The organism is Mesorhizobium sp. CO1-1-8 (assembly GCF_020164875.1).
GTDB lineage: Bacteria > Pseudomonadota > Alphaproteobacteria > Rhizobiales > Rhizobiaceae > Mesorhizobium.
Window position 1 is genome coordinate 66115 of the sequence record NZ_JAIUGZ010000009.1, and the last position, 20074, is coordinate 86188.

Annotated in this window: 19 protein-coding genes and 1 tRNA gene; 8 read left to right on the forward strand and 12 right to left on the reverse strand. The window is 64.4% G+C overall.

From position 1 onward, the window contains the following. Positions 1-29 precede the first annotated feature (29 nt). Positions 30-1604, reverse strand: a complete 1575-nt coding sequence (locus tag LB558_RS18810; RefSeq protein ID WP_224698935.1) for a phytoene desaturase family protein — start codon at positions 1602-1604, stop codon at positions 30-32. Positions 1605-1723: 119 nt separating this feature from the next. Here LB558_RS18810 and LB558_RS18815 point away from each other — a divergent pair, with 119 nt between their 5' ends. The 5 genes from LB558_RS18815 to LB558_RS18835 are packed head-to-tail and all read left to right on the forward strand — an operon-like array spanning position 1724 to position 8352. After that, positions 1724-2515 (forward strand): cyclase family protein, encoded by a 792-nt coding sequence (locus tag LB558_RS18815; RefSeq protein WP_224698936.1) that lies wholly within the window; start codon positions 1724-1726, stop codon positions 2513-2515. Between the two features lie 16 nt (positions 2516-2531). Beyond that, entirely contained in the window at positions 2532-4103 is a 1572-nt protein-coding gene (locus LB558_RS18820) for a phytoene desaturase family protein (RefSeq protein ID WP_224698937.1), read from the forward strand. Continuing rightward, positions 4103-4585: a MarR family winged helix-turn-helix transcriptional regulator gene (locus LB558_RS18825; RefSeq protein WP_224698938.1), complete on the forward strand. Its 483-nt coding sequence runs from the start codon at positions 4103-4105 to the stop codon at positions 4583-4585. Before LB558_RS18820 ends, LB558_RS18825 begins: the two co-directional genes overlap by 1 nt. Before the next feature lie 43 nt (positions 4586-4628). Beyond that, positions 4629-6782: an indolepyruvate ferredoxin oxidoreductase subunit alpha gene (locus LB558_RS18830; protein ID WP_224698939.1), complete on the forward strand. Its 2154-nt coding sequence runs from the start codon at positions 4629-4631 to the stop codon at positions 6780-6782. Next, the gene (locus tag LB558_RS18835) at positions 6775-8352 is read left to right on the forward strand and encodes an indolepyruvate oxidoreductase subunit beta family protein (protein ID WP_224698940.1); all 1578 of its coding nucleotides are present in this window, start codon (positions 6775-6777) and stop codon (positions 8350-8352) included. Before LB558_RS18830 ends, LB558_RS18835 begins: the two co-directional genes overlap by 8 nt. Here LB558_RS18835 and LB558_RS18840 read toward each other — a convergent pair. From LB558_RS18840 to LB558_RS18875, 8 genes are all read right to left on the reverse strand, one after another. Next, positions 8349-10085, reverse strand: coding sequence for a sulfatase-like hydrolase/transferase (locus LB558_RS18840; RefSeq protein ID WP_224698941.1), 1737 nt, complete (start codon positions 10083-10085; stop codon positions 8349-8351). The two genes, LB558_RS18835 and LB558_RS18840, sit on opposite strands and share 4 nt — an antisense overlap. A gap of 169 nt (positions 10086-10254) precedes the next feature. After that, on the reverse strand, positions 10255-10542 hold the full coding sequence (locus LB558_RS18845; protein ID WP_127256556.1) for a GCG_CRPN prefix-to-repeats domain-containing protein: 288 nt from the start codon (positions 10540-10542) through the stop codon (positions 10255-10257). 112 nt (positions 10543-10654) lie between these two features. Beyond that, positions 10655-11077 (reverse strand): periplasmic heavy metal sensor, encoded by a 423-nt coding sequence (locus LB558_RS18850; protein WP_318011652.1) that lies wholly within the window; start codon positions 11075-11077, stop codon positions 10655-10657. A gap of 35 nt (positions 11078-11112) precedes the next feature. Continuing rightward, positions 11113-11565, reverse strand: coding sequence for a hypothetical protein (locus LB558_RS18855; protein WP_224698943.1), 453 nt, complete (start codon positions 11563-11565; stop codon positions 11113-11115). Positions 11566-11651: 86 nt separating this feature from the next. After that, positions 11652-12194, reverse strand: coding sequence for an RNA polymerase sigma factor (locus LB558_RS18860; protein ID WP_224698944.1), 543 nt, complete (start codon positions 12192-12194; stop codon positions 11652-11654). Positions 12195-12239: 45 nt separating this feature from the next. Further along, positions 12240-12671 (reverse strand): EF-hand domain-containing protein, encoded by a 432-nt coding sequence (locus LB558_RS18865; protein WP_224698945.1) that lies wholly within the window; start codon positions 12669-12671, stop codon positions 12240-12242. A gap of 163 nt (positions 12672-12834) precedes the next feature. After that, positions 12835-13023 (reverse strand): YodC family protein, encoded by a 189-nt coding sequence (locus LB558_RS18870; protein WP_013527958.1) that lies wholly within the window; start codon positions 13021-13023, stop codon positions 12835-12837. Between the two features lie 131 nt (positions 13024-13154). Further along, positions 13155-13230, reverse strand: a tRNA-Thr gene (locus LB558_RS18875). A gap of 330 nt (positions 13231-13560) precedes the next feature. On the opposite strand from LB558_RS18875, the gene LB558_RS18880 reads away from it, so the two are divergent. Beyond that, positions 13561-14700, forward strand: a complete 1140-nt coding sequence (locus LB558_RS18880) for a hypothetical protein (protein ID WP_224698946.1) — start codon at positions 13561-13563, stop codon at positions 14698-14700. A 21-nt stretch (positions 14701-14721) separates the two neighbouring features. Here LB558_RS18880 and LB558_RS18885 read toward each other — a convergent pair whose 3' ends face one another. Both LB558_RS18885 and LB558_RS18890 read right to left on the reverse strand, forming a co-directional pair. Then, positions 14722-16323 (reverse strand): cisplatin damage response ATP-dependent DNA ligase, encoded by a 1602-nt coding sequence (locus tag LB558_RS18885; RefSeq protein ID WP_224698947.1) that lies wholly within the window; start codon positions 16321-16323, stop codon positions 14722-14724. A gap of 4 nt (positions 16324-16327) precedes the next feature. Further along, entirely contained in the window at positions 16328-17338 is a 1011-nt protein-coding gene (locus tag LB558_RS18890; RefSeq protein WP_224698948.1) for a ligase-associated DNA damage response exonuclease, read from the reverse strand. Between the two features lie 120 nt (positions 17339-17458). Between LB558_RS18890 and LB558_RS18895 the strand changes: the two genes are divergently transcribed. Together LB558_RS18895 and LB558_RS18900 are read left to right on the forward strand one after the other, a co-directional pair. Further along, positions 17459-18388 (forward strand): class I SAM-dependent DNA methyltransferase, encoded by a 930-nt coding sequence (locus LB558_RS18895; protein WP_224698949.1) that lies wholly within the window; start codon positions 17459-17461, stop codon positions 18386-18388. Positions 18389-18744: 356 nt separating this feature from the next. After that, a complete protein-coding gene (locus tag LB558_RS18900) occupies positions 18745-19107 on the forward strand; it encodes a hypothetical protein (RefSeq protein WP_224698950.1) in 363 nt (120 codons plus the stop codon). On the opposite strand, the gene LB558_RS18905 is transcribed toward LB558_RS18900, so the two are convergent. Continuing rightward, on the reverse strand, positions 19108-20049 hold the full coding sequence (locus tag LB558_RS18905; RefSeq protein WP_224698951.1) for a 2-hydroxyacid dehydrogenase: 942 nt from the start codon (positions 20047-20049) through the stop codon (positions 19108-19110). It abuts the gene before it with no gap. Positions 20050-20074 lie beyond the last annotated feature (25 nt).

Here is a 20074-nt window from a genome sequence, read left to right on the forward strand (position 1 = left end):
CCTCGTAGCCTCAAGGAAATCTCCGGCTCCTACCTCCCGCCAAGCTGTTGTGCGAGCATGAAGCCCGACGCCGCACCGGTTCCGGCGCCCGGCCATGTCGCAGCCCCGGTGAGATGCAGATGCGCCACCGGCGTGTTCCAGCCGGCATAGCCGCGCGCCGGGCGGAATAAAAAGTTCTGCGCCAGATGATGGCTGCCGCAGACCTGGTCGCCACCGACGAGGTTCGGATTCTCGCGCTCAAGATCGATGGGCGAGAAGACGGTGCGGCCGAGGATCTTGTTGCGCAGGCCGGGCGCATAGGTCTCGATGGTGTCGAGGACACGCTCGGCGTAGACATCCTTCACCTTGTCCCAATGCGCCGGTGCGATCTTGCCGGCGGCATCGCCCGTGATTTCGGCGGGCAGCATGCGCACCTGCACCCACAGCACATGCTTTCCCTCGGGCGCTCGCGATGCGTCGGCCGCAGTCGGCTGACCGACGACAAGCACCGGCTCATCCGGCAGCATGCCCGCCATTGCCTGCTGATAGGTGCGCGACATGGCGTCGAGCGACGGCGACAGATGCACATAGGCGAACTGCCGAAGCTCCGCTCCGGCGCGCCAGTCGGGCAGATCATCCAGCGCCAGGTGGATCATCATCGTGCCCGGTGCGTGGCGGAATTTTCGCATCGCCGTGTCGAAACCGGCGTCGCCGGAACCATTGGGCAGCAGCTTGCCGGTCAGTGCCTTTGGAGCGACGCTGGCGATGACCGCCTTGGTGGCGGTATGGGTTTCGCCGGAGGCGAGCCGCACGCCGGTTGCCTTGCCGGCCAAAATGGTGATCTCGGCCACGTCGGCGTCGGTGACGATCTTGCCGCCGGCTGATGTCACCATGCCCGAGAGGGCTCGAATGATGGTGTCGGCGCCGCCCTTGCCCAGCACCATGCCGAAACTCTGGTTGGCCATCGATTCCAGATAGGGGAAAACCGCACCGCCGGCGATGTCGGGGGCGAAGTCGAGATGCATGCCCCAGGTGGCGAGCGTCGCCCTGATATGCGGCGACTCGAAAGTTTCCTCCAGCCAAGCGCGTGGCGAAGACAACAGCAGCCGGCCCGTATCGAGCGCCCCAGACATGCCCTTCTTGCGCCACAGGTTCCACGCCGTGCCGGCAAGCGCCCGGGCGCTCATCGGCGATCCCAGCAGCCGGAACAGATGCTCGGCCTCAGCCGGGAAGGCGGCAACCAGCCTGCGCCATGTGGCGGCATCAGTGGCGGAGAAGACGGCTATGCGCGCGGCGGTCTTTTCCAGATCGTTGCTGACGCCGAACCAGCGGCCATCCGGAAAGGCGCTGGCGAAACAGTCGGCGACCGGCGCGAACTCCAGCCCCTGCGCTTTCAATTCATTTGCATATTTCCGATGGAAAGCGGAGCCGGCAAACAGGCTCAGATTCATCGCGCCGAAATCGTGGCGGAAGCCGGGAAGGGTGAATTCGCCCGTCTGGACGGCGCCGCCGATTGTCGAGTTGCGCTCGAAAATCCCGGTTTTCCAGCCTTTGAGCGCCAAATGCGCGGCGCATGCCAGACTGTTGTGGCCCGCCCCGACAAAGATGGCGTCGAACTCGCTCACGCCTCGTCCCCATTTCCTTTATGCTTAAAGATAATTGCAGATGCATATGTTTTCGTCTAGTAGGATATTAAGGGCCGAGACGAGCCTTGATCATCACACGAAAGAGGGAACTTCAGACCATGGACACCCAAAAACTCCTCAACGAAGTCGCCGGCCAGTTGCTTTCAGGCGCCATCAAGGTGGTCGACCTGTCGGCGCCACTCGGGCCGGACACGCCGTTGATCAAGCTGCCGCCGGAACTCGCCGTCGACACGCCGAAGGTCGAGATCCACAACATCTCCCGTTACGACAAGAACGGTCCGTGGTGGGCCTGGAACTGGCTGAAGCTCGGCGAGCATTCGGGCACGCATTTCGACGCGCCGCAGCACTGGATCTCCGGCAAGGATTATCCGGACGGCGCCACCGACACCATTCCGGCGCAGAACTTCGTCGGCCCGGTCAATGTCATCGACTGTTCGAAGGAAGCCGCCGCCGACCACGATTTCCTGCTCACCGTGGACCACATCAAGGCTTGGGAAGCCAAGCATGGCGCGATCAATGCCGGCGAATGGGTGGTGATGCGCACCGACTGGTACAAGCGCAACGGCTCGGAAGCCGAGTTCCTCAACGCCAACGAGACCGGGCCGCACACGCCCGGCCCGACGGCCGAAGCCATCCAGTTCCTGATCGGCAAGGACATCAAGGGCTGGGGCTCGGAGACGATCGGCACCGATGCCGGCAAAGCCGGCGGCATGGAGCCGCCATTCCCGGCGCACACGCTGATGCACAAGGCCAACCGCTACGGCCTCGCCAGCCTTTGCAACCTCGACCAGCTGCCGCCGAAGGGCGCCATCCTGATCGCGGCGCCGCTCAAGATCGAACACGGAACCGGCAGCCCGATCCGCGCGCTGGCGCTGGTTTCGAAAGGTTAGGCGAAAGCACGCTGAAGTGAGCCAGCCGGATCACATCATCGTCGGCAGCGGCATCAACGCGCTGGTCTGCGCGGCGATGCTTGGCGGCAAAGGGGCGCGAGTGCTCGTCCTCGAGCGCAACGACCGCATTGGCGGTTGCATGCGCACCGAGGAGATCACCGCGCCCGGCTTCATCCATGATGTGATGGCGACGACCTTCGTGCTGTTCATCACCTCTCCGGCCTTTGCGGCACTCGGCGCCGACCTTGCACGGCACGGGCTGGAGTTCTGCCATACGGCCAAGCCGACCGGCGTGCTGCGGCCGGACGGCAGCCATGCCGTGCTCACCACCGACCGCGCCGCCAATGTCGCTGCCCTCAACGCAATTGCGGCAGGCGACGGCGATCGGCACGCGGATGATGTCGGCGGCATCGAACGCAATGCCGGCCTGCTGTTCGGACTGCTCGGCGGCAGTCTTTGGTCCTATCCGACGGCGAAGCTGCTGGCCGGCGATGGCTGGCGGCGTGGCCCGCGCGGTCTTGCCGCCTTTCTCGGCGACGCACTGGTGCCGGCGCGCGGCTGGCTGGAAAGCACCTACCGGTCCGAAACCATTCGTGCGCTGTGGGCGCCCTGGGGGCTGCATGCCGGGCTTGGACCGGAAGATGCTTTCTCCGGCCAGATCGCCAAGGTGATCGCCTTCGCGCTGGAGGCAGCCGGGGCACCGATCGTCAAGGGCGGGGCGAAGAACCTGCTGGCAGCGTTCGAAGCCCTGATCCGGGAACGCGGCGGCGACATCCGCACCGGCGCCGATGTCGCTTCGATCGTTCAAGGCAATGGCCGCGCAACCGGCGTGCGGCTGGCCTCGGGCGAAACGATCACGGCCAACAAGAGCGTCATCTGCTCGGTCACGCCGACGCAGCTCTATGGTCGGCTGCTCGGTGCGGATGCACCCAAAGCCGATGTCGAGGCGACGCAGAAATACCGCTACGGCAAAGGCAATTTCCAGATCCACTATGCCTTGGACAGACCGCCCGCATGGCGGGGCGAAGGCCTGGACAAGGTGGCGCTGCTGCACCTGACACCAGGGCTGGATGGTGTCTCGAAAGCCTGCAACGAGGCGGCGCGCGGCATGCTGCCGGAGGTGCCGACCATCTGTGTCGGCCAGCCGCATGCGCTTGACCCGTCGCGCTGCCCCCAGGGCAAGGCGATCCTCTGGCTGCAACTGCCCGAGGCGCCTCGCCACATCAAGGGCGACGCGGCCGGCAAGCTGCAGGCGCCGGCAGATGGGCAATGGACCGATGTGCTGCGCGAAGCCTATGCCGATCGCGCCGAAGCGATCCTCGCCAGCCATATCGAGGGCTTCAAGGACAGCATCATCGCGCGCCGCGCCTATTCGCCGGCCGATCTCGAGGCGATGAACATCAACCTGGTCGGTGGTGATCCCTATGGCGGTTCCTCGACCATCGACCAGTCCTTCCTGTGGCGGCCGTTCAAGACCAGTCGCAACCATCAGACCGGCATCAAGGGCCTCTACCATATCGGCGCTTCGACCCACCCGGGTGCGGGTCTCGGCGGCGGTTCCGGCTTTCTCCTGGCGGGGAGGCTGTGATGGAAGAGAAGGTCACTGAGAAGCGCCAGCGGATTTCGACCCTGGGCCAGATCGGCCTGCAGCAATTCGCGCCCTATCTGATGAACCGCATCATGGGCCGCTACAACGCCACCTTGCGCGACGATTTCCGCAAGCAGGGGCTGACCATTCCGCAGGTGCGCACGCTGGCCGTGCTGTCGGTCACCGACGGCATCACCGTCAACGACCTCTCGGTCTATACCGTCATCGAGCAGTCGACCTTGAGCCGGACCCTCGATACGCTGGAGGGCCAAGGCCTCGTGCGGCGTGAGCAGGGGGTCACCGACAGCCGCATCCGCCATGTGTTCCTGACCGATGAGGGCCGCGCCGAGTTCACCCGCGCCTGGCCGGCCATGCATGACGCGTTCGAGGCGATGTTCGACGATATCGACGACGCCGAATATGCCGCGCTGATCGCCACGCTTCTGAAGATGCTGAAGAACATTCGCAAGCACGACATCTAGACCTACGCGCCGCCGACCCCGGGCGGTACCGGAAGGAGAAAAAATGGCTGAACGGTCTTTTGCCAAGGAAGTCGAAAAACTCCGGCTCGGTGCCGGCGAGGAGTTTGCCGGCGAGGGCATCCTCGCCATCACCAAGGCGCTGCTGCAATGCGGCGTCGGCTATGTCGGCGGCTATCAGGGCGCACCGATCAGTCACCTGATGGACGTGCTGGCCGACGCGCAGGACATTCTGGGCGAACTCGGCGTGCATTTCGAGGCCAGTGCCTCGGAGGCCACCGCCACCGCCATGCTGGCCGCTTCGGTGCACTACCCGATCCGCGGTGCCGCCACCTTCAAGTCGACGGTCGGCACCAATGTCGCCTCCGATGCGCTGGCCAATCTCGCGTCCGGCGGCGTCACCGGCGGCGCGCTGATCATTGTCGGCGAGGATTATGGCGAGGGCTCGTCGATCATGCAGGAGCGCAGCCATGCCTTCGCCATGAAAAGCCAGGTCTGGCTGCTTGATCCGCGCCCCAATCTGCCGTCGATCGTCAAGGCGGTGGAGGACGGTTTCGAGCTGTCCGAAGCCTCCAACACGCCGGTCATGCTGCAGGTCCGCATCCGCTGCTGCCACGTCCATGGCCATTTCATCGCCAAGGACAACAAGCGCCCGCCGATGACGGTCGCCGACGCGCTCGACGCGCCGCGTCGCGACACCGGCCGCATCGTGCTGCCGCCCGCTTCCTTCCTGCACGAAAAGGAAAAGGTGCAGAAGCGCTGGCCTGCGGCAGTCGATTTCATCCGCAAGAACAAGATCAACGAGTTCTTCGGCTCGGACCACGGCTCGGTCGGCCTCGTCATGCAGGGCGGCATGTACAATTCGGTCATCCGCGCGCTGCAGCGGCTCGGTCTTGCCGACATTTATGGCGACACCGACGTGCCGCTCTATGTGCTCAACGCCGTCTATCCGCTGATCGACGACGAGTTCCTGTCGTTCTGCGAGGGCAAGCAGTCGGTACTGGTCGTCGAGGAAGGCCAGCCCAACTACATCGAACAGGCCTTCGCCTCGATGCTGCACAAGGCCGGGCGTGGCACCAGGCTGGTCGGCAAGGAGCATCTTCCGATGGCCGGCGAATACACCGGCCAGGTCATGCTCGACGGCATCGGCGCCTTCCTGCGTGCCGAGGCGCCGCATCTGCTGCCAGGCGAGGTGCGGGCGCCCAACAAGGTCGGTGACGGCGTCGATGCCGCAGACCTCATCAATGTCGTGCCGGGCCGTCCGCCGGGCTTCTGCATCGGCTGCCCGGAGCGGCCGATCTTTGCCGCGACCAAGCTGGTCGAGCAGGAGCTCGGCAAGCACCACATCGCCTCCGATATCGGCTGCCACCTGTTCTCGATCATGCCGCCCTTCGAACTCGGCGCCACCACCATGGGCTATGGCCTGGGGCCGGCCTCCGCTTCGGCGTTCAATTCGCCTGATGCCAAGCGCCGCTCGATCTCCTTCGTCGGCGATGGCGGCTTCTGGCACAACGGCCTGACCTCCTCGATCGGCAACGCCGTGTTCAACAAGAACGACGGCGTCATCGTCATCGTCGATAATTTTTACTCGGCCGCCACCGGCGGGCAGGACATCCTGTCATCCCGCGCCGGCAACAAGACCAAGTCGACGAAACATCCGATCACCGAGGCGGTCAAAGGCATGGGCGTCAAATGGCTGCGCCATGTCGACCGAACCTATGACGTGACAAAGATGCAGGACACGTTGCGCGAGGCGCTGACGACCGAGGAGAAGGGACCGAAGGTCATCGTCGCTTCGTCCGAATGCATGCTCAACCGCCAGCGCCGCGAAAAGCCGCTGGTCGACAAGGCGATCAAGGGCGGCGAGCGTGTGGTGAAACCGAAGTTCGGCGTCGACGAGGACATCTGCACCGGCGACCACGCCTGCATGCGGCTGTCCGGCTGCCCGTCGCTGTCGGTGAAGTCAACAGACGATCCGCTGCGCGACGATCCGGTCGCGCATATCGACCAGAGCTGCGTCGGCTGCGGCAATTGCGGCGAGGTCGCCGATGCGGCGGTGCTGTGCCCATCCTTCTATCGCGCCGACGTCGTGCACAATCCGAGCGGCTTGGACCGTTTCCTGGAATCCATGCGCCGCGCCACCATCGGCCTGTTGCAGCGGCGCCGTGAAAGCCGGCGGCTGACCTTCGCCGATGCTTGACGCTGTCCCGCCATTTCGGCCGCGAGCCGGGGCCGAAGGTGACGAGCGCGTCATCAAGCTTGCCGTGCTGGCGGTCGGCGGCCAGGGAGGCGGCGTGCTCGCCGACTGGATCACCGACGTCGCCGAGCGCAACGGTTATGTTGCGCAATCGACCTCGGTCGCCGGCGTCGCCCAGCGCACCGGCGCCACCATTTATTATGTCGAGATGGCCCGCGATACCGGCCGTCTGCCCGTCTTTGCGCTGTCGCCCTCGCAGGGCGATGTCGACATACTGATCGCGGCGGAGTTGATGGAAGCCGGCCGCGCCATCATTCGCGGCTTCGTCACGCCCGAGCGCACCACGTTGATCGCCTCATCGCACCGCATTGCCGCCGTGTCGGAAAAGATCGAACCGGGCGATGGCCGAGCCTCGTCGTCCAAGGTGCATGCGACGGCGGAGGCCGCATCGAAGCGCTTCATCGCTTTCGACATGGAGAAGATCGCCGCCGACAATGGCTCGATGATCTCGGCCAGCCTGCTTGGCGCGCTGGCGGGGTCCGACGCGCTGCCGTTCACCCGCGAGAGCTACGAACAGGCGGTCAGTGCCGGCGGCCGGGGCGTCAAAGCCAGCCTCGCAGCCTTCGGCGCTGCCTTTGACCACGCGCGCGGCACGGCAGCACCGGCGCCGAGGCCGGCCGAGCCAGCGATCGTCGAATCTGCTTTGGGCGCTGGGGGCGTCAGTGGCCCGCAAAACCTGCTGCAAGGCTGGCAGGCCTTGGCTGCCCGCATCGATCTGTTGCCGGTGGCCGTGCGCGACATGGCACTTCGGGGCTTGAGAAAGGTCGTCGACTATCAGGACATCGCCTACGGGCGCGAGTATCTCGACCGGTTGGACAGGGCCGTCGCGCTGGACGGACCGGTTCAGGGCTCTGGCCTGTCCATCGCTGCCGCGAAGCATCTGGCCAACGCGCTGTGCTACGACGACATGATCCGTGTCGCCGATCTCAAGACACGTTCGACGCGCGACAAACGCGTGCGCCGCGAGGTCGGCGTCAAGGACGGTTCGATCCTGCAGGTGACCGAATACTTCCATCCGCGCATCGAGGAGTTCTGCGGCACGCTGCCGGCGGGTCTTGGCAGCTACATCGAAAGCCGGCCGAAGCTTGCCGCCTTTCTCGACCGCCGCATCAACCATGGCCGCCGCATCCGCACCGACAGTTTCGCCGGCTTTGCGGCACTCTGGTTCATCGGCGGCCTGCGCCGCTGGCGCCGCAGCCTGCTGCGCCACAAAGTCGAGATCGCCCATCTCGATCGCTGGTACGCACTGGCACTCGACCATGTGCCCCAGGATTACGCGCTTGCCGTCGAAATCCTCAACTGCCGCCGGCTGATCAAGGGCTACAGCGACACCCATGTCCGCGCCCAGTCGAAATTCGACAGGGTGCTGTCGGCACTCGATCTGGTCAAGGGCAGGGCGGATGCCGCCGACTGGATCCGCCGCCTGCGCGAGATGGCGCTGAAGGACGAAAAGGGCGACATGCTCGACGGTGCGCTGAAGACCGTGGCGACGCTGGGGCCGGATACGATCTAGCGGGCATCCACGGATTGGACCGGCGCCAGCCCACGCAACGGCACCGCTTCCGGGAACAGATGCAGCAAGCCTGAATCGACGCGCCGGCGCAGATGGGCATCCACTTCCGCCCGATCCTGACAACCATGGAACCTGCCGCTGCAATGGTCGCGCAGGCGCACGAGATCGGCCATGACAGGCGATATCGGCAGGCCGGCGGCGTCGAGCAGGCTTGCACTGAGGAAGCCGACGTCGAGCGGCGCCAGGTCAGGCATCGGACGGCGCAAAGGATGGTTGAAGGTGGTGAGCGTGTAGAAGGTGCGGTAGGCAAGCGAGCCAGGGGTCGCCAAGGCGTCGTCCCCGGCGATGGCGTCGACGAACGGCTTGGTCGCCGACGACTGGTGATCGCCGAATTCGAGCACCACGGCACCGCGTTCACCGGCATCCGCTTCCCTCTTGTCGAGGAAATGCTGGAAATCGCCGCGTGCTACCGCCATCCGGCGCAGATACTCATTGGCCTGGAAATCGCTCGAGAAAGGCTCGCCCTCGACCTTCAGCTCGGGCTCCATCCGCCCCTCATAGGGTGAGTGCGGAAACATGGTCTGGATTTCGAGGAAAAGCGGCCGGCCGTCTTCCCTATTGTGCCTGGCGATAAATGCCTCGGCCGCCTGGTAATAAAAACTGTCGCGCAGGTGATAGAAGGGTGCGGCGATGTCCTTGATGTCGAGCACGGTCTCGAAGCCGATCGATTTCAGGAACGGCCCTTCATTGACGAACGAAAAGTCCATCGGCGTCATCACGACAGTCCGATAGCCGCAGCGCGCCAGCACCTCCGGCAGGGCTCCGGCGACCTTGTCCTGCAGGGTGATGGTCAGATAGGGGCTTCGCCAGCCGAAATCGGTGGCCGACAGGCCGGTCATCAGCGACAGATTGGTGATCCAGGTGCCGCCGCCAAACGTCTCGACCTGCATCGGATGCGGCGCGCCGGCCCCCGGTGCGAATCTCTGCAGGAATCCCGCGCCGTTGCCGACCTGCGGAAAATAGCCGGGATCGGACTGGCTTTCGCTGAGCACGAAAAAGACGTCGGGAAGATCAGCCCGGTCACCGCAATCGACCGTGTCGGCAAAAGGCCGCTGCGGCGCCACGGCTTGCAGCCGCTTCTCGAAGGCCGATTCCACAACGAGATTGTGCAAATCCAGCAGCGAGACGAAGAAGGCCGACATGTGCCGGCCCTGCATGTAGTAGAAATAGCGGTCCTTCGAGGCCTCGGCCGGAAAGGTCAGCGGCACCAGAACGACGAGCGCCGCCATGATCAGGACGCGTGCCGATACCGGCCAGCCGATTTTTCGATCGATCCGGAACAGAAGGATCGCAGCCCCGATGCCGAGCGTCAGGGCAATAACAACCGGCGCGATCAGATGGAGGTAGGAGTCGAGCAGGAAGCGGTACACTTCCGGATCCCTCGACACGAAGACCGTGTCGTAGAAGTGCAGCGAAAATCCCTTCATCCTGAACTTGATCGCCGAAACCACGGTGACGAAGCCAATGCCCATCCAGGCGAGATAGACGGAAAAGGCAAGGCGCCCCGAAGCCAGGAACAGAAGTCCGGCAAGAACTGCCACCAGCGCCAGCGAGAACGGCACCGACAGCCATTCGTGCTCGGCCCGTCCGGCGGCGAAGACGCCTGCAAGGCTGACCACGGCCAGCGTCAGCGGATGGCAGAGCACCCGCCCAAGACTTTGAAGCTGAGCCACAGATTTTCCCATGGATATGCCTGAGCATAATTTTGGGAAACTCTTCGATTATTTGCGGGCTAAGAACAAATCTATAGTGAATTTAACCTTAATTCCGGGCGGGTCGGGATCGCGCTGTCCGCAACGGCGGGGCCAGGTCTCACTAGCGCCTGGCCCCGCCGTGCTTCGATCAGTAGTGGTGCCAGCGGTGCCAGCGATGGTGCGGATGCCAGACGTAGGCCGGACCGTGCCAGTAGTGGTAGCGCGGGCGCACGATGACGACGCCGTTCGGCACGCAACGTCCCCATCTGTTCGGGTGCCAGCCGATGCCGCAGCCCCAGCGGACATGCTCGACCGATGCCTGGGTGGCCGGCTTGGCAACCGACACGACGGGCATGGCGCTGGACGCGGAGGCTGTTACGACCGCTCCACCGATGGCCAGCATAGCGGCTGCTGTATAGTTTTTCAGGCGACTCATAATTGGACTCCGAGTGCTTTCGAGTTTGAAGATGGCCGCCCCGCATGGTGCGATCGGGCAGGCTTGTCCCTTCGCTTCGTTAAACGGCGTCTCCGGCCTTTTCCGTCGGTCGTCATGGCGATTTTTTCGGCGCAACGGCGGCGCGGCGTTCCATATGGCGCAGCAATGCCTGTGCCAGCACGCTCCGGTTTTCGTGTGACGTGTTCGCCGCGAAGTCGACAATGGTCTGTTCAAGCCGGCTGCGCACTGTCACATCGGCATTGCGTGCCCGCTCCAGGGCGGCGGACAAGGCGGCCTTGTCCATGACAGGCTGCTGCAGCAGGTCCGCTGCCTCCTGCCTCGCCTGCTGGCCATCGAGAATGATCTGCCGGGACTCCACGCGAACCTGGCGCAGCGCCAGGCGGAACGCCTTGCGGTCCTGGTTGGGAAGCTGTCGGCCAGCCGATTCCAGCGAGACACCCGCGCCCGCTTTGGCATTTCTCAGCCAGAGCGCACCGCCGGCAAATGCGCCTGCAAGAAAGACGTTCAGCACCACGGAAGCAATGACCAGACCACGGATCCAGCGCGGGCTCATAGGCTGTCCTCTCCGTTCTCGGCCTCGGGACCGGCATCGCCAAACGCCGTCACATTGGCGTCCAGCACATAATGGTCCGGCTGGACCTCTGGCGTGACGATGGTCACCAGGGCCAGTCCTGCCACGGCGCCGGCCAGACCAATGCCGGCAAGTCCAAGTCCCAGCCACCAGAACCACTGACGCCGGCGCCGGACGAGGTGCCGGCCGGCAGCCTGCAGAATGCTGCTGTGCAGTGCCTTGTCCGGGGCGTCGACGCGGTAGCTGTCGAGCAGCGAGTCAAGTGTCCCGGCCTGCCTCAAGATGGCCTTGCCCGCGCCGCTTGCGGCAAAGACCGTGCCGGCCATTCGCTCAGCCTCGGGCCATCGCCGCAAGTCGCCGCCATAGGCCTGGGCCAAGGCGGCAAAGCGCCTGGCATCCATTGCGGATTCGTTTCTGGATCCTTCAGCCATGTGTCTCCCCCTTGCCCGTCGGCGCCGAGCGCCAGGCGGCACCAGCAAGGCGCAATGGCCGTGGTGCGTTGGTGCTTGCCCGGTGCTTACTCATCGGCGCCATCTCCCGCCAGGATCGCCTGCAGCGAACGCCGGCCGCGCGCCAGCAGGCTTTCCAGGGCATCGACGCTGACCTGCAAGGTCGCTGCCGCCTCGATATTGGACATCTCCTGATAGTAGACCAGAACGATCGCTTCGCGCTGGCGCGGCGCTATGGCTTGCAGCGCCCGTTCGACCCGCAGCGCGTCCTCTTGGCGAGGGGCGTCCGGAAGTGCCGCAGGGTCGACCACATCCGGCAGGTCGCCGGTCAGCCACTCGCGTCTGCGACGCAGCCGGTCGTAGCAAAGGTTGAGCGTCACCCGGTGGATCCAGCTGTCGAAGCGCGCATTGCCCCGCCGCCAGCTCGCGGCATGGCGCCAGATCCGCACGAAGGTTTCCTGCGCGACATCCTCGGCCTCCGCCGCATCGCCGAGCATGCGCACGGCAAGCGCCAGGATACGCGGCAGCTTGCGCGCGACGAGCGTTTGCACGGCTGCCGGCTCGCCGGCGCCAACACGGCGAACCAGCTCCTCGTCCGGATCCGCAGCCATCAGTCGGCGCACTCCCGATGTTCATCGCGCGTCATCGCCTCTTGGTCATTGCTCTGGCTTGGGAGCGGTTTTGTGGCCCGGCAGTTCGTCGGCCGTCAAAATGCCGTCGGCATTCTTGTCCAGCCGGGCGAAGCGCTTGGCGAAGAATGCATCGAGTTCGGCGCGATCGATGAAGCCGTCATGGTTGGAATCGATCCGCCCGAAGGATTTGGCGGCGTCGCCCTTGGCGTTGCGTTTCGCCTGAAAGGCCTCCCATTCCTGCAGGCTGATCTTGCCGTCGCCATCCGTGTCGGCCGCCATGATCGCCTTTTCGCGCCGCTTCTGGAATTTGGCCAGCGTGATATCGGACCTGGTCCCCGAGGCGCTTGGCGCGACAAGTGGCGTGGCGGTCGGCGGTGCAGGCGGCGTCGTTGCCTGGGCAAAAGCCGCAACTGTCTGCAAACTCAAGGCAACGACTGATATCGAACGGCTGATCATGTTGTGCGTCTCCAGGTTGGCGCGACGCAGACGGCTTGTGCCGCCATCGCGCTTCAACCGTTAAACGCCGCGACCTGGAAAATCCGTCGGTCGCGCGTGCTGATCCGTTCATGCCCGGATAACACAGGGTGCCCATCCCGACCCGATCGGGATGGAAGGAATTCTAGTCCGACTGGTCGGCTGCAATCAGTTGTTCGGGCTTGAACCCGGCATGTTGCGGGGTCCACACCTCGCCCTCGCGATTGAACCAGTGGCACAGATACATGCCCGAGGCTGCGCCATCGCTGACCGTCATCCTGGGGCCGCCGGATTTCAGCTTGACGACGTCTCCGGTCTTGAAATTGTTGGGCATTTTTTGACCTCCCATGCTGAGGCCATGAGTTTCACACCAAACCGGGGTCTCGACAATGGCAGATGTGCTTCGCCGGGGTCGCAATCCTTTGCGCCTGATGCGAAGGGGTGAGACGAAAAACGAAGGAGGAATGGTGCCGCTTGCGTGACTCGAACACGCGACCCCCGCATTACGAATGCGGTGCTCTACCAACTGAGCTAAAGCGGCCCGGGAAGCCAAGGCCTCCAAGATGCGGCGGTGATAGACGCAACCGGGCGCGAATTCAAGATGCGACTTGGCAATTCCTGCGGCGGCGTCATGGAACCCTCGAAAGCCGGCCGCCGCCTTGTCCGCCAATCAATCGCCAAGCGACGCTGCGCACGGTGCGAGCGCTTCTCGCGCGTGAAAATCGGCCAAACATGCTGATTTTGTTGCCGGAACAGCGCCGGAATGGACTTTGCACACCTCTGCGAGGCAGAATGCGCCGGTCGCCCGTTGATTGATTGGCCGCCTGCGGCTAACGATCACGGCAAGGTTGGCAAAGACAGAGGGACCCGCTTGGACGCGATCGAAAAAGCGATCCGGAACGCCCTGGAGAAAGGCAATGCCGAGGACCGCGCGTTCCGCGAACGGGTCTATCGCTCGGCTTTTGCCGCGCTTGATCGCGCGCTCCAGGCCAATCCCGGTGTGACCGTTGAGGTCGCCATCAAGCGCCGCAAGGCAATCCAGGCGAAAATCACCGAAATCGAATCCGAGTTCCTGCCGGCGGTGCCGGATGTCGACCCGCAGGGCGATGCACCGGCGGTCGAACTCGGAGCGGACTCGGCGCCCGCGGTCGAAACTGGCCGACAGGCATCGTCCCCCGATGTCGTCGTCGACGGACCCGTGCAATCGGCTGCCGATGCGCCACGCTCGCGCGTCCTGCCCGTCGTTCCCGACATCATGCCGGATGCCACGCTTCCCGATGCTCCGGCCATCGACATGTCGGTTCCGGCCTCGGCCGGCGCGACGACGGAAGTGGCGCCTGACCGCGATGAACGGCGCATAAGGGGGCGTCGCCTGCCGCTGACCGCCATCTTCCTGACCGTGACACTGCTCGCCGCGGTTGGCATCGGTCTGTTCTTCGCCGAGCAGACCGGCGTGTTCAAGACATCCGCGCAACTGGACACCGCCCCGCCGCAAGCGCCGCCGACCGTCGAGGACGACGATTTCACACCGGCCGATGGCGGTCCGGCAAAGCCCGGCGCCGCGGACCAGGCGCGCGACTGGATCAATGTGTTTTCGCCGGCCGATGCATCGCATGTCAGCGCGCCGTCGGACGCCAGGGCCGAGGTGATGAAGGACGATACCGGTTCGTTCCTGCGCATCCGTTCCGGCGCGTCCGGTTCGGCGATCAGCTTCGACGTCGGACAAGGCGTGCTGGAGAAACTGGCCGGCAAACATGCCGTGTTCGACATCATTGCCCGCTCCGAAGAAGGCAAGGAGACGCAGATTTCGGTCGACTGCAATTTCGGCGAACTCGGCGACTGCGGCCGCAAGCGCTATGCGGTCGGCCAGCAGCAGAACGAATATCTGTTCGACGTGCAGTTTCCGGACAAGCATCCGGGCTCAGCCGGCACCATTGCCATCAATTCCGACTTCGACAAGCAGGGCAAGGCTGCGGACATCTACGAAATCCGCGTTTCGATCGAGCCATAGCGCACCCGGCACTGCGCGAAATTAGCGATCGAGCAGCGCCTGCAGCGTCTCGATGCGGTCGGCCTCGTTGGCCGGCTTGTCCCAGCGCAGCCGCGAAATGCGGGGAAAGCGCATGGCGACGCCGGATTTGTGCCGGGTCGAGCGGTTGAGCCCTTCGAAGGCGACTTCCAGCACCAGGCCGTTGTCGCGGTCGGCCCGCACCGAGCGCACCGGCCCGAAACGCTCGATCGTGTTGTCGCGGACATATTTGTCGATCTGCTTCAGTTCCTCGTCGGTGAAGCCGAAATAGGCCTTGCCGACCGGCACCAGTTCCTCCTCGCCTTCGGCACCCGTCCAGACACCGAACGTATAGTCGGAATAGAAGCTGGAGCGTTTGCCATGGCCGCGCTGCGCATACATCAGCACCGCGTCCACTGTGTGCGGATCGCGTTTCCATTTGAACCATGGACCTTTCGGCCGGCCGGCGACATAGGCTGAGTCCCAGCGCTTCAGCATGACGCCTTCGATGATCGGGTGCGGCGGCACCCGGCGCAGTTCCTCCAGCGTTTGCCAATCCGTGAAGTCGACGAATGGCGAAAGATCGAAACGGCTTGGGTCAAGCGTCCCGACAAACGCTTCCAGCCGGCCGCGCCGCTCGCGAAACGACAGCGCGCGCAAATCCTCGGCGCCGACCTGGAGCAGATCGTAGCAGCGCATGAAGGCCGGGTATTGCTGCTGCATCTTCGGCGTCACCGTCTTGCGATTCAGCCGTTGCTGCAGATCCGAGAAGGTTCCCGTCGCCTCTCGGGGATCGCCGACGAGCAGTTCGCCGTCCAGCGTTGCGGAAAAATGCATGGCGTCAGCGAGGTCCGGAAAGGCACCCGAAACGTCATCGCCGGTGCGCGAATAGAGCCGGCGGATGCCGCCCTCGGCCACCGCCTGGACACGGATGCCGTCCCATTTCCATTCGGCGGCATAATCCGCCGGATCGAGCTTTTCGAGATCGCCGTCACCGACCGGGTTCGACAGCATCACCGGGCGAAACAATGCCAACGCCGTGTTCCTGGGCTTTTCGGCCTTGCCTTCCAGCCACGCGAACAACGCTGTGTAAGGCGGTGACAGCCCGTGCCAGAGCTCCTCGATCTCGGCGACTTCGACCTTGCCGAAATCGGCCAGCGCCTGTTTGGCCAGCCGCGCCGACACGCCGATGCGCAGCCCGCCGGTGACCAGCTTGATGATGGCAAAGCGCGCCGAGATGCCGGCGCTGTCGAGCAGGCCGGCCAGCACCTTCGGTCCGTCGGAGCGGCTCGCCGCCTGCAGTTTGGCAACGACCTCGCCCAGCGTCGGCTCGCGGTTCGCGATATGCCCGGGCGTTTGCGGCCAGACCAGCGAGACCGTCTCGGCCAAATCGCCGACATAGTCGTAGGAATAGCCGAACAACACCGCATCCATGCGTTCGGTGACCAGCATGCGCAGCATCGCCGGCTTGACCGCGGCAATGTGGAGATCGCCGGTGATGGCAGCCAGTGCCAGCCCGCGATCGGGATCCTCGACGCTGCGGAAATAGTCGGTCAGCAAGGTCAGCTTGCCGTTGCGCGACGGCGTCAGCACCAGGCGATCGAGAAGTTCGGCGAAGCGGTTCATGGCTTCAATCGCCCTCGTCCTCGTAGCCGACCAGGTGCAGCGGCCGCGCCGCGATACCTTCGAGTTCGCACCAGCGCACCAGGGCTTCCTCGCGGCCATGCGTCACCCAGATCTCCTCGGCTCCAGTCTCCTTGATGGTGGCGGTCAGTTCGTCCCAGTCGGCATGGTCCGAGATGATCAGCGGCAGTTCGACACCGCCCTGCTTGGCACGCTGGCGAATGCGCATCCAGCCGGAGGCAAAGCACGAGATCGGATCGGGAAAGCGGCGCGCCCAACGGTCGGCGAAGGCCGAAGGCGGGCCGACGACGATGGCGCCGGTAAAATCTTCTTTGCCCCCGCTTTCGACGGTTGCCGGCTCCAGCTGCCCAAGGTCTATGCCTTGGCTCTGATAGTACTCGCTGAGCTTGGCCAGCGCGCCATGGATGTAGAGCGGCCTGTCGTAGCCGGCGTCGCGCAACAGCCGCATTACCCGCTGCGCCTTGCCCAGCGCATAGGCGCCGACCAGATGCGAGCGTTCGGGGAACTGAGCTGCCGATTTCAGCAGGCGGGCGATCTCTTCGGTATCGGGGGGATGGCGAAACACCGGCAGGCCGAAGGTCGCTTCGGTGATGAACACATCGCACGGGATCGGCTCGAATGGCGCGCAGGTCGCGTCTCTCTGCCGCTTGTAATCGCCGGAAGCGACGATGCGCGTGCCCTGATGCTCGACCGCTATCTGCGCCGAGCCCAGCACATGGCCGGCTGGATGGAAGCTGACGCTGACGCTGTTGAGGACAATTGTCTCACCCAGTTGTGCCGCTTGCGTTGTTCCCGCGAAATCCTCGCCGTAGCGCAGGCCCATAATGTCGAGCGTCTGCCGCGTCGCCAGCACCGAGCGGTGGCCGGAACGCGCGTGGTCGGAATGGCCATGCGTGATCAGTGCCCGGTTGACCGGCCGCACCGGATCGATGAAGAAATCGCCGGGCGGGCAATAGAGACCCTCGGGCCGGGGATGAAGCAGGTCGCTGGCGCGCATGTTCCCCAAGATAGGATATAATTCCGCCGCGGGAAGCCTGTTGTAAGTCACTGCTGACTCCCGCATAGAGCACCGCCGGCTCGATCCGCCGGCAGGACCCATCGCCCAGGATTCATTGTCTTGAAACCGCTTCAGGCCTCGTCCGGCGACTTGAACGCCGATCGTCGCGCCGACTATGCCGAAATGCTGCACGCGGATGGCGATCATGCGGCGGCGGCGGAATTGCTGCTCGGTGCGCTGGAAATGACGCCGCAATGGGCGATGGGCTGGTTTCGCCTCGGCGAGATGCAGCAGGCGGCGGGTGCACCGGATCTGGCTGCACAGGCCTGGACGATGTCTCTGCAACTCGATCCATCGGATCGTCAGGGCGCTGCACTGAACCTGCAATTGATCGGCAAGGCGCCGGCGGTCGATGCGCTCCCCAGCGCCTTCGTCGAGACCTTGTTCGACCACTATGCCGAGAGCTTCGATGAGTCCCTGGTCGGCAGACTGGGTTACCGCCTGCCTGAGATGCTCGACCAGGCCATTCGAGCGGCAAGGCCAGGCCGCTTTCCGCTGGCGCTCGATCTTGGCTGCGGCACCGGCCTGATGGGGCAGAGGCTGCGGCCGATCGCCGACCGGCTGGAGGGCTATGACATTTCGGCCAGGATGCTGAGAAAGGCGCGGTCCAAGGGCGTCTACGATTTCCTCGACAAGGTCGATCTGCGGGATTTTGTCCGTGCCGGTCCGAAAGCCGATCTGGTAACGGTGGCCGATGTTTTCATCTATGTCGGCGCGCTGGACGGCGTGGTGACGACGATTGCCGGCTTGCTGGCCACGGATGGCCTGTTCGCGTTTTCCGTCGAGACGCTGGCTGGCGATGGCGATTTCGTGCTGCTGCCGTCGCGCCGCTACGCGCATGCGCAACACTATGTGCGCGACGTCCTGGCCGCCAACGGGCTTTCGGTCCTGTCCCTGGAACCAACCGTGATCCGGCAGGACCGTGGGGAACAAGTCAACGGGTTGGTCGTTGTGGCCAAGGCTTCGAACTCAGCTCAACAAGAGACCTGACGACAGCCGGTTCGGCGGTGTCGGCAGCCTTTTGCCGGGCCGCGCGATAGGAATTTTTTCTTGACACCGTGCCCTCAGCTATGGTATATTTTCGTCCATGGTGCTGATTTGCGCCAGTGACCCGCCGCACAGGCGGGTTTTTCGTTTGATGCCCGGTCAGCCACGCGCCGGCCAAGGCTCCGAAGGAACCCGTTGCCCCGAGCTCGTAGCCCTGTCGCTGTGGCAGGCAAGCTGCCGGCGGAGGGGTCCGTCGCCGCCTCGCAAACATTCTTGCTGTGAAAAAGTCCGATTTGCATGCGCGACTGATATTTGCGATCTGCTCGCATCAGGGTGGGATATCAGGAGGAGCATAGTCGATGCGCTGGAACATGATGATCTTGGCCTCTTGCCTGCTGACCGCCGGCTGTGTTGGCGGCACTTCGATGTCGGAACAGCAGGATGCGAACGTCCAGTCGTCCCTGCAATACGACAGCGTGCCGTGCGACCAGTTGCTGGCGCGGCGCAACGGCTTGGCGCAGCAATACAACCTTGCGACGAAGGCCAAGCCGACCTTCTCCAATCCGGCGATGGGCTTCGGCCCGTTCACGCCTGACATGCGCTCCAAGGCCAAACGCGATACCGACAAGGCGAGCGGTGAGATCGATGCCATGAACCGGTCGATCGACCGACGCGACTGCGGCCAGCCGAACAAGCAGAAGAAGCTCGCTCTGCCTGGCTAGCTAATACCCCGCCTTGCGGTCCACCAGATTGTCGAGCTTTTCGCCGCGCTCGAAGGCGTCCATCTGGCGTAGCATGATCGGCGCCAGATGGACCGGATCGGAGGTCGCCGCCGCGTGCGGCGTCACGAACACTTTTGGATGTCCCCACAGCGGACTGGTCTTCGGCAGCGGTTCGACCTCGAACACGTCGAGGCTTGCCTCCTTCAACGTGCCGTCATCCAGCGCCCGCAAGATGTCGGCGTCCTTCTGCAGGCGGCCGCGCCCGGCATTGATCAGCACAGAGCCGCCGAGGCCGTTGCGTTTCCGCAGCTCCTTCAGCACGCCGTAGTTGATGATGCCCTTGGTCTCCGGCGTCAGCGGCAAAAGCACCACCAGGATGTCGGTTGCCTTGAGGAAGGGGATAAGTCCGGCCTCGCCGGAGTAGGTCGCGACGCCTTGCATGGCCTTGTCGCTGCGCGACCAGCCATTGACGGCAAAGCCGAGCGAGAGCAGCACCGAGGCCGAGGCGCGGCCGAGACTGCCGAGGCCCATGATGCCGACCGAAATGTCACCGGCAGGCCTTTGCTGCGGCTCGTGCCAGATCTTCTTCGGCTGCTGCGACCGGTAGAGCAGGCCCTGGCGGTGATGGTCGAGCACCCGCCAGACGACATATTCGGTCATGTACTGGGTCAGGTTGTCGGCGACGACCTTGACGATCGGCACATCGGGCAGGCCGGGATCGGCGAAGATATGGTCGACGCCGGCGCCGATCGAGAAGATGGCGCGCAGATTGGGCAGCGACGCCAGGATGTTCGGCTTCTGCTTCCACACCACGGCATAGGTGATCGAGGGGTCGCTGGCGCCGTCCGGCTCCAGCACCACCTCGCGTTCGGCCGACAGCAGGTCGCGCCAGCGCTGCGGATGAAAGCCGGTGACGGCAAGCAGAATGCGGCCTTTTTCCATTGCGGTCTTTTAGTCCCTCTCTACG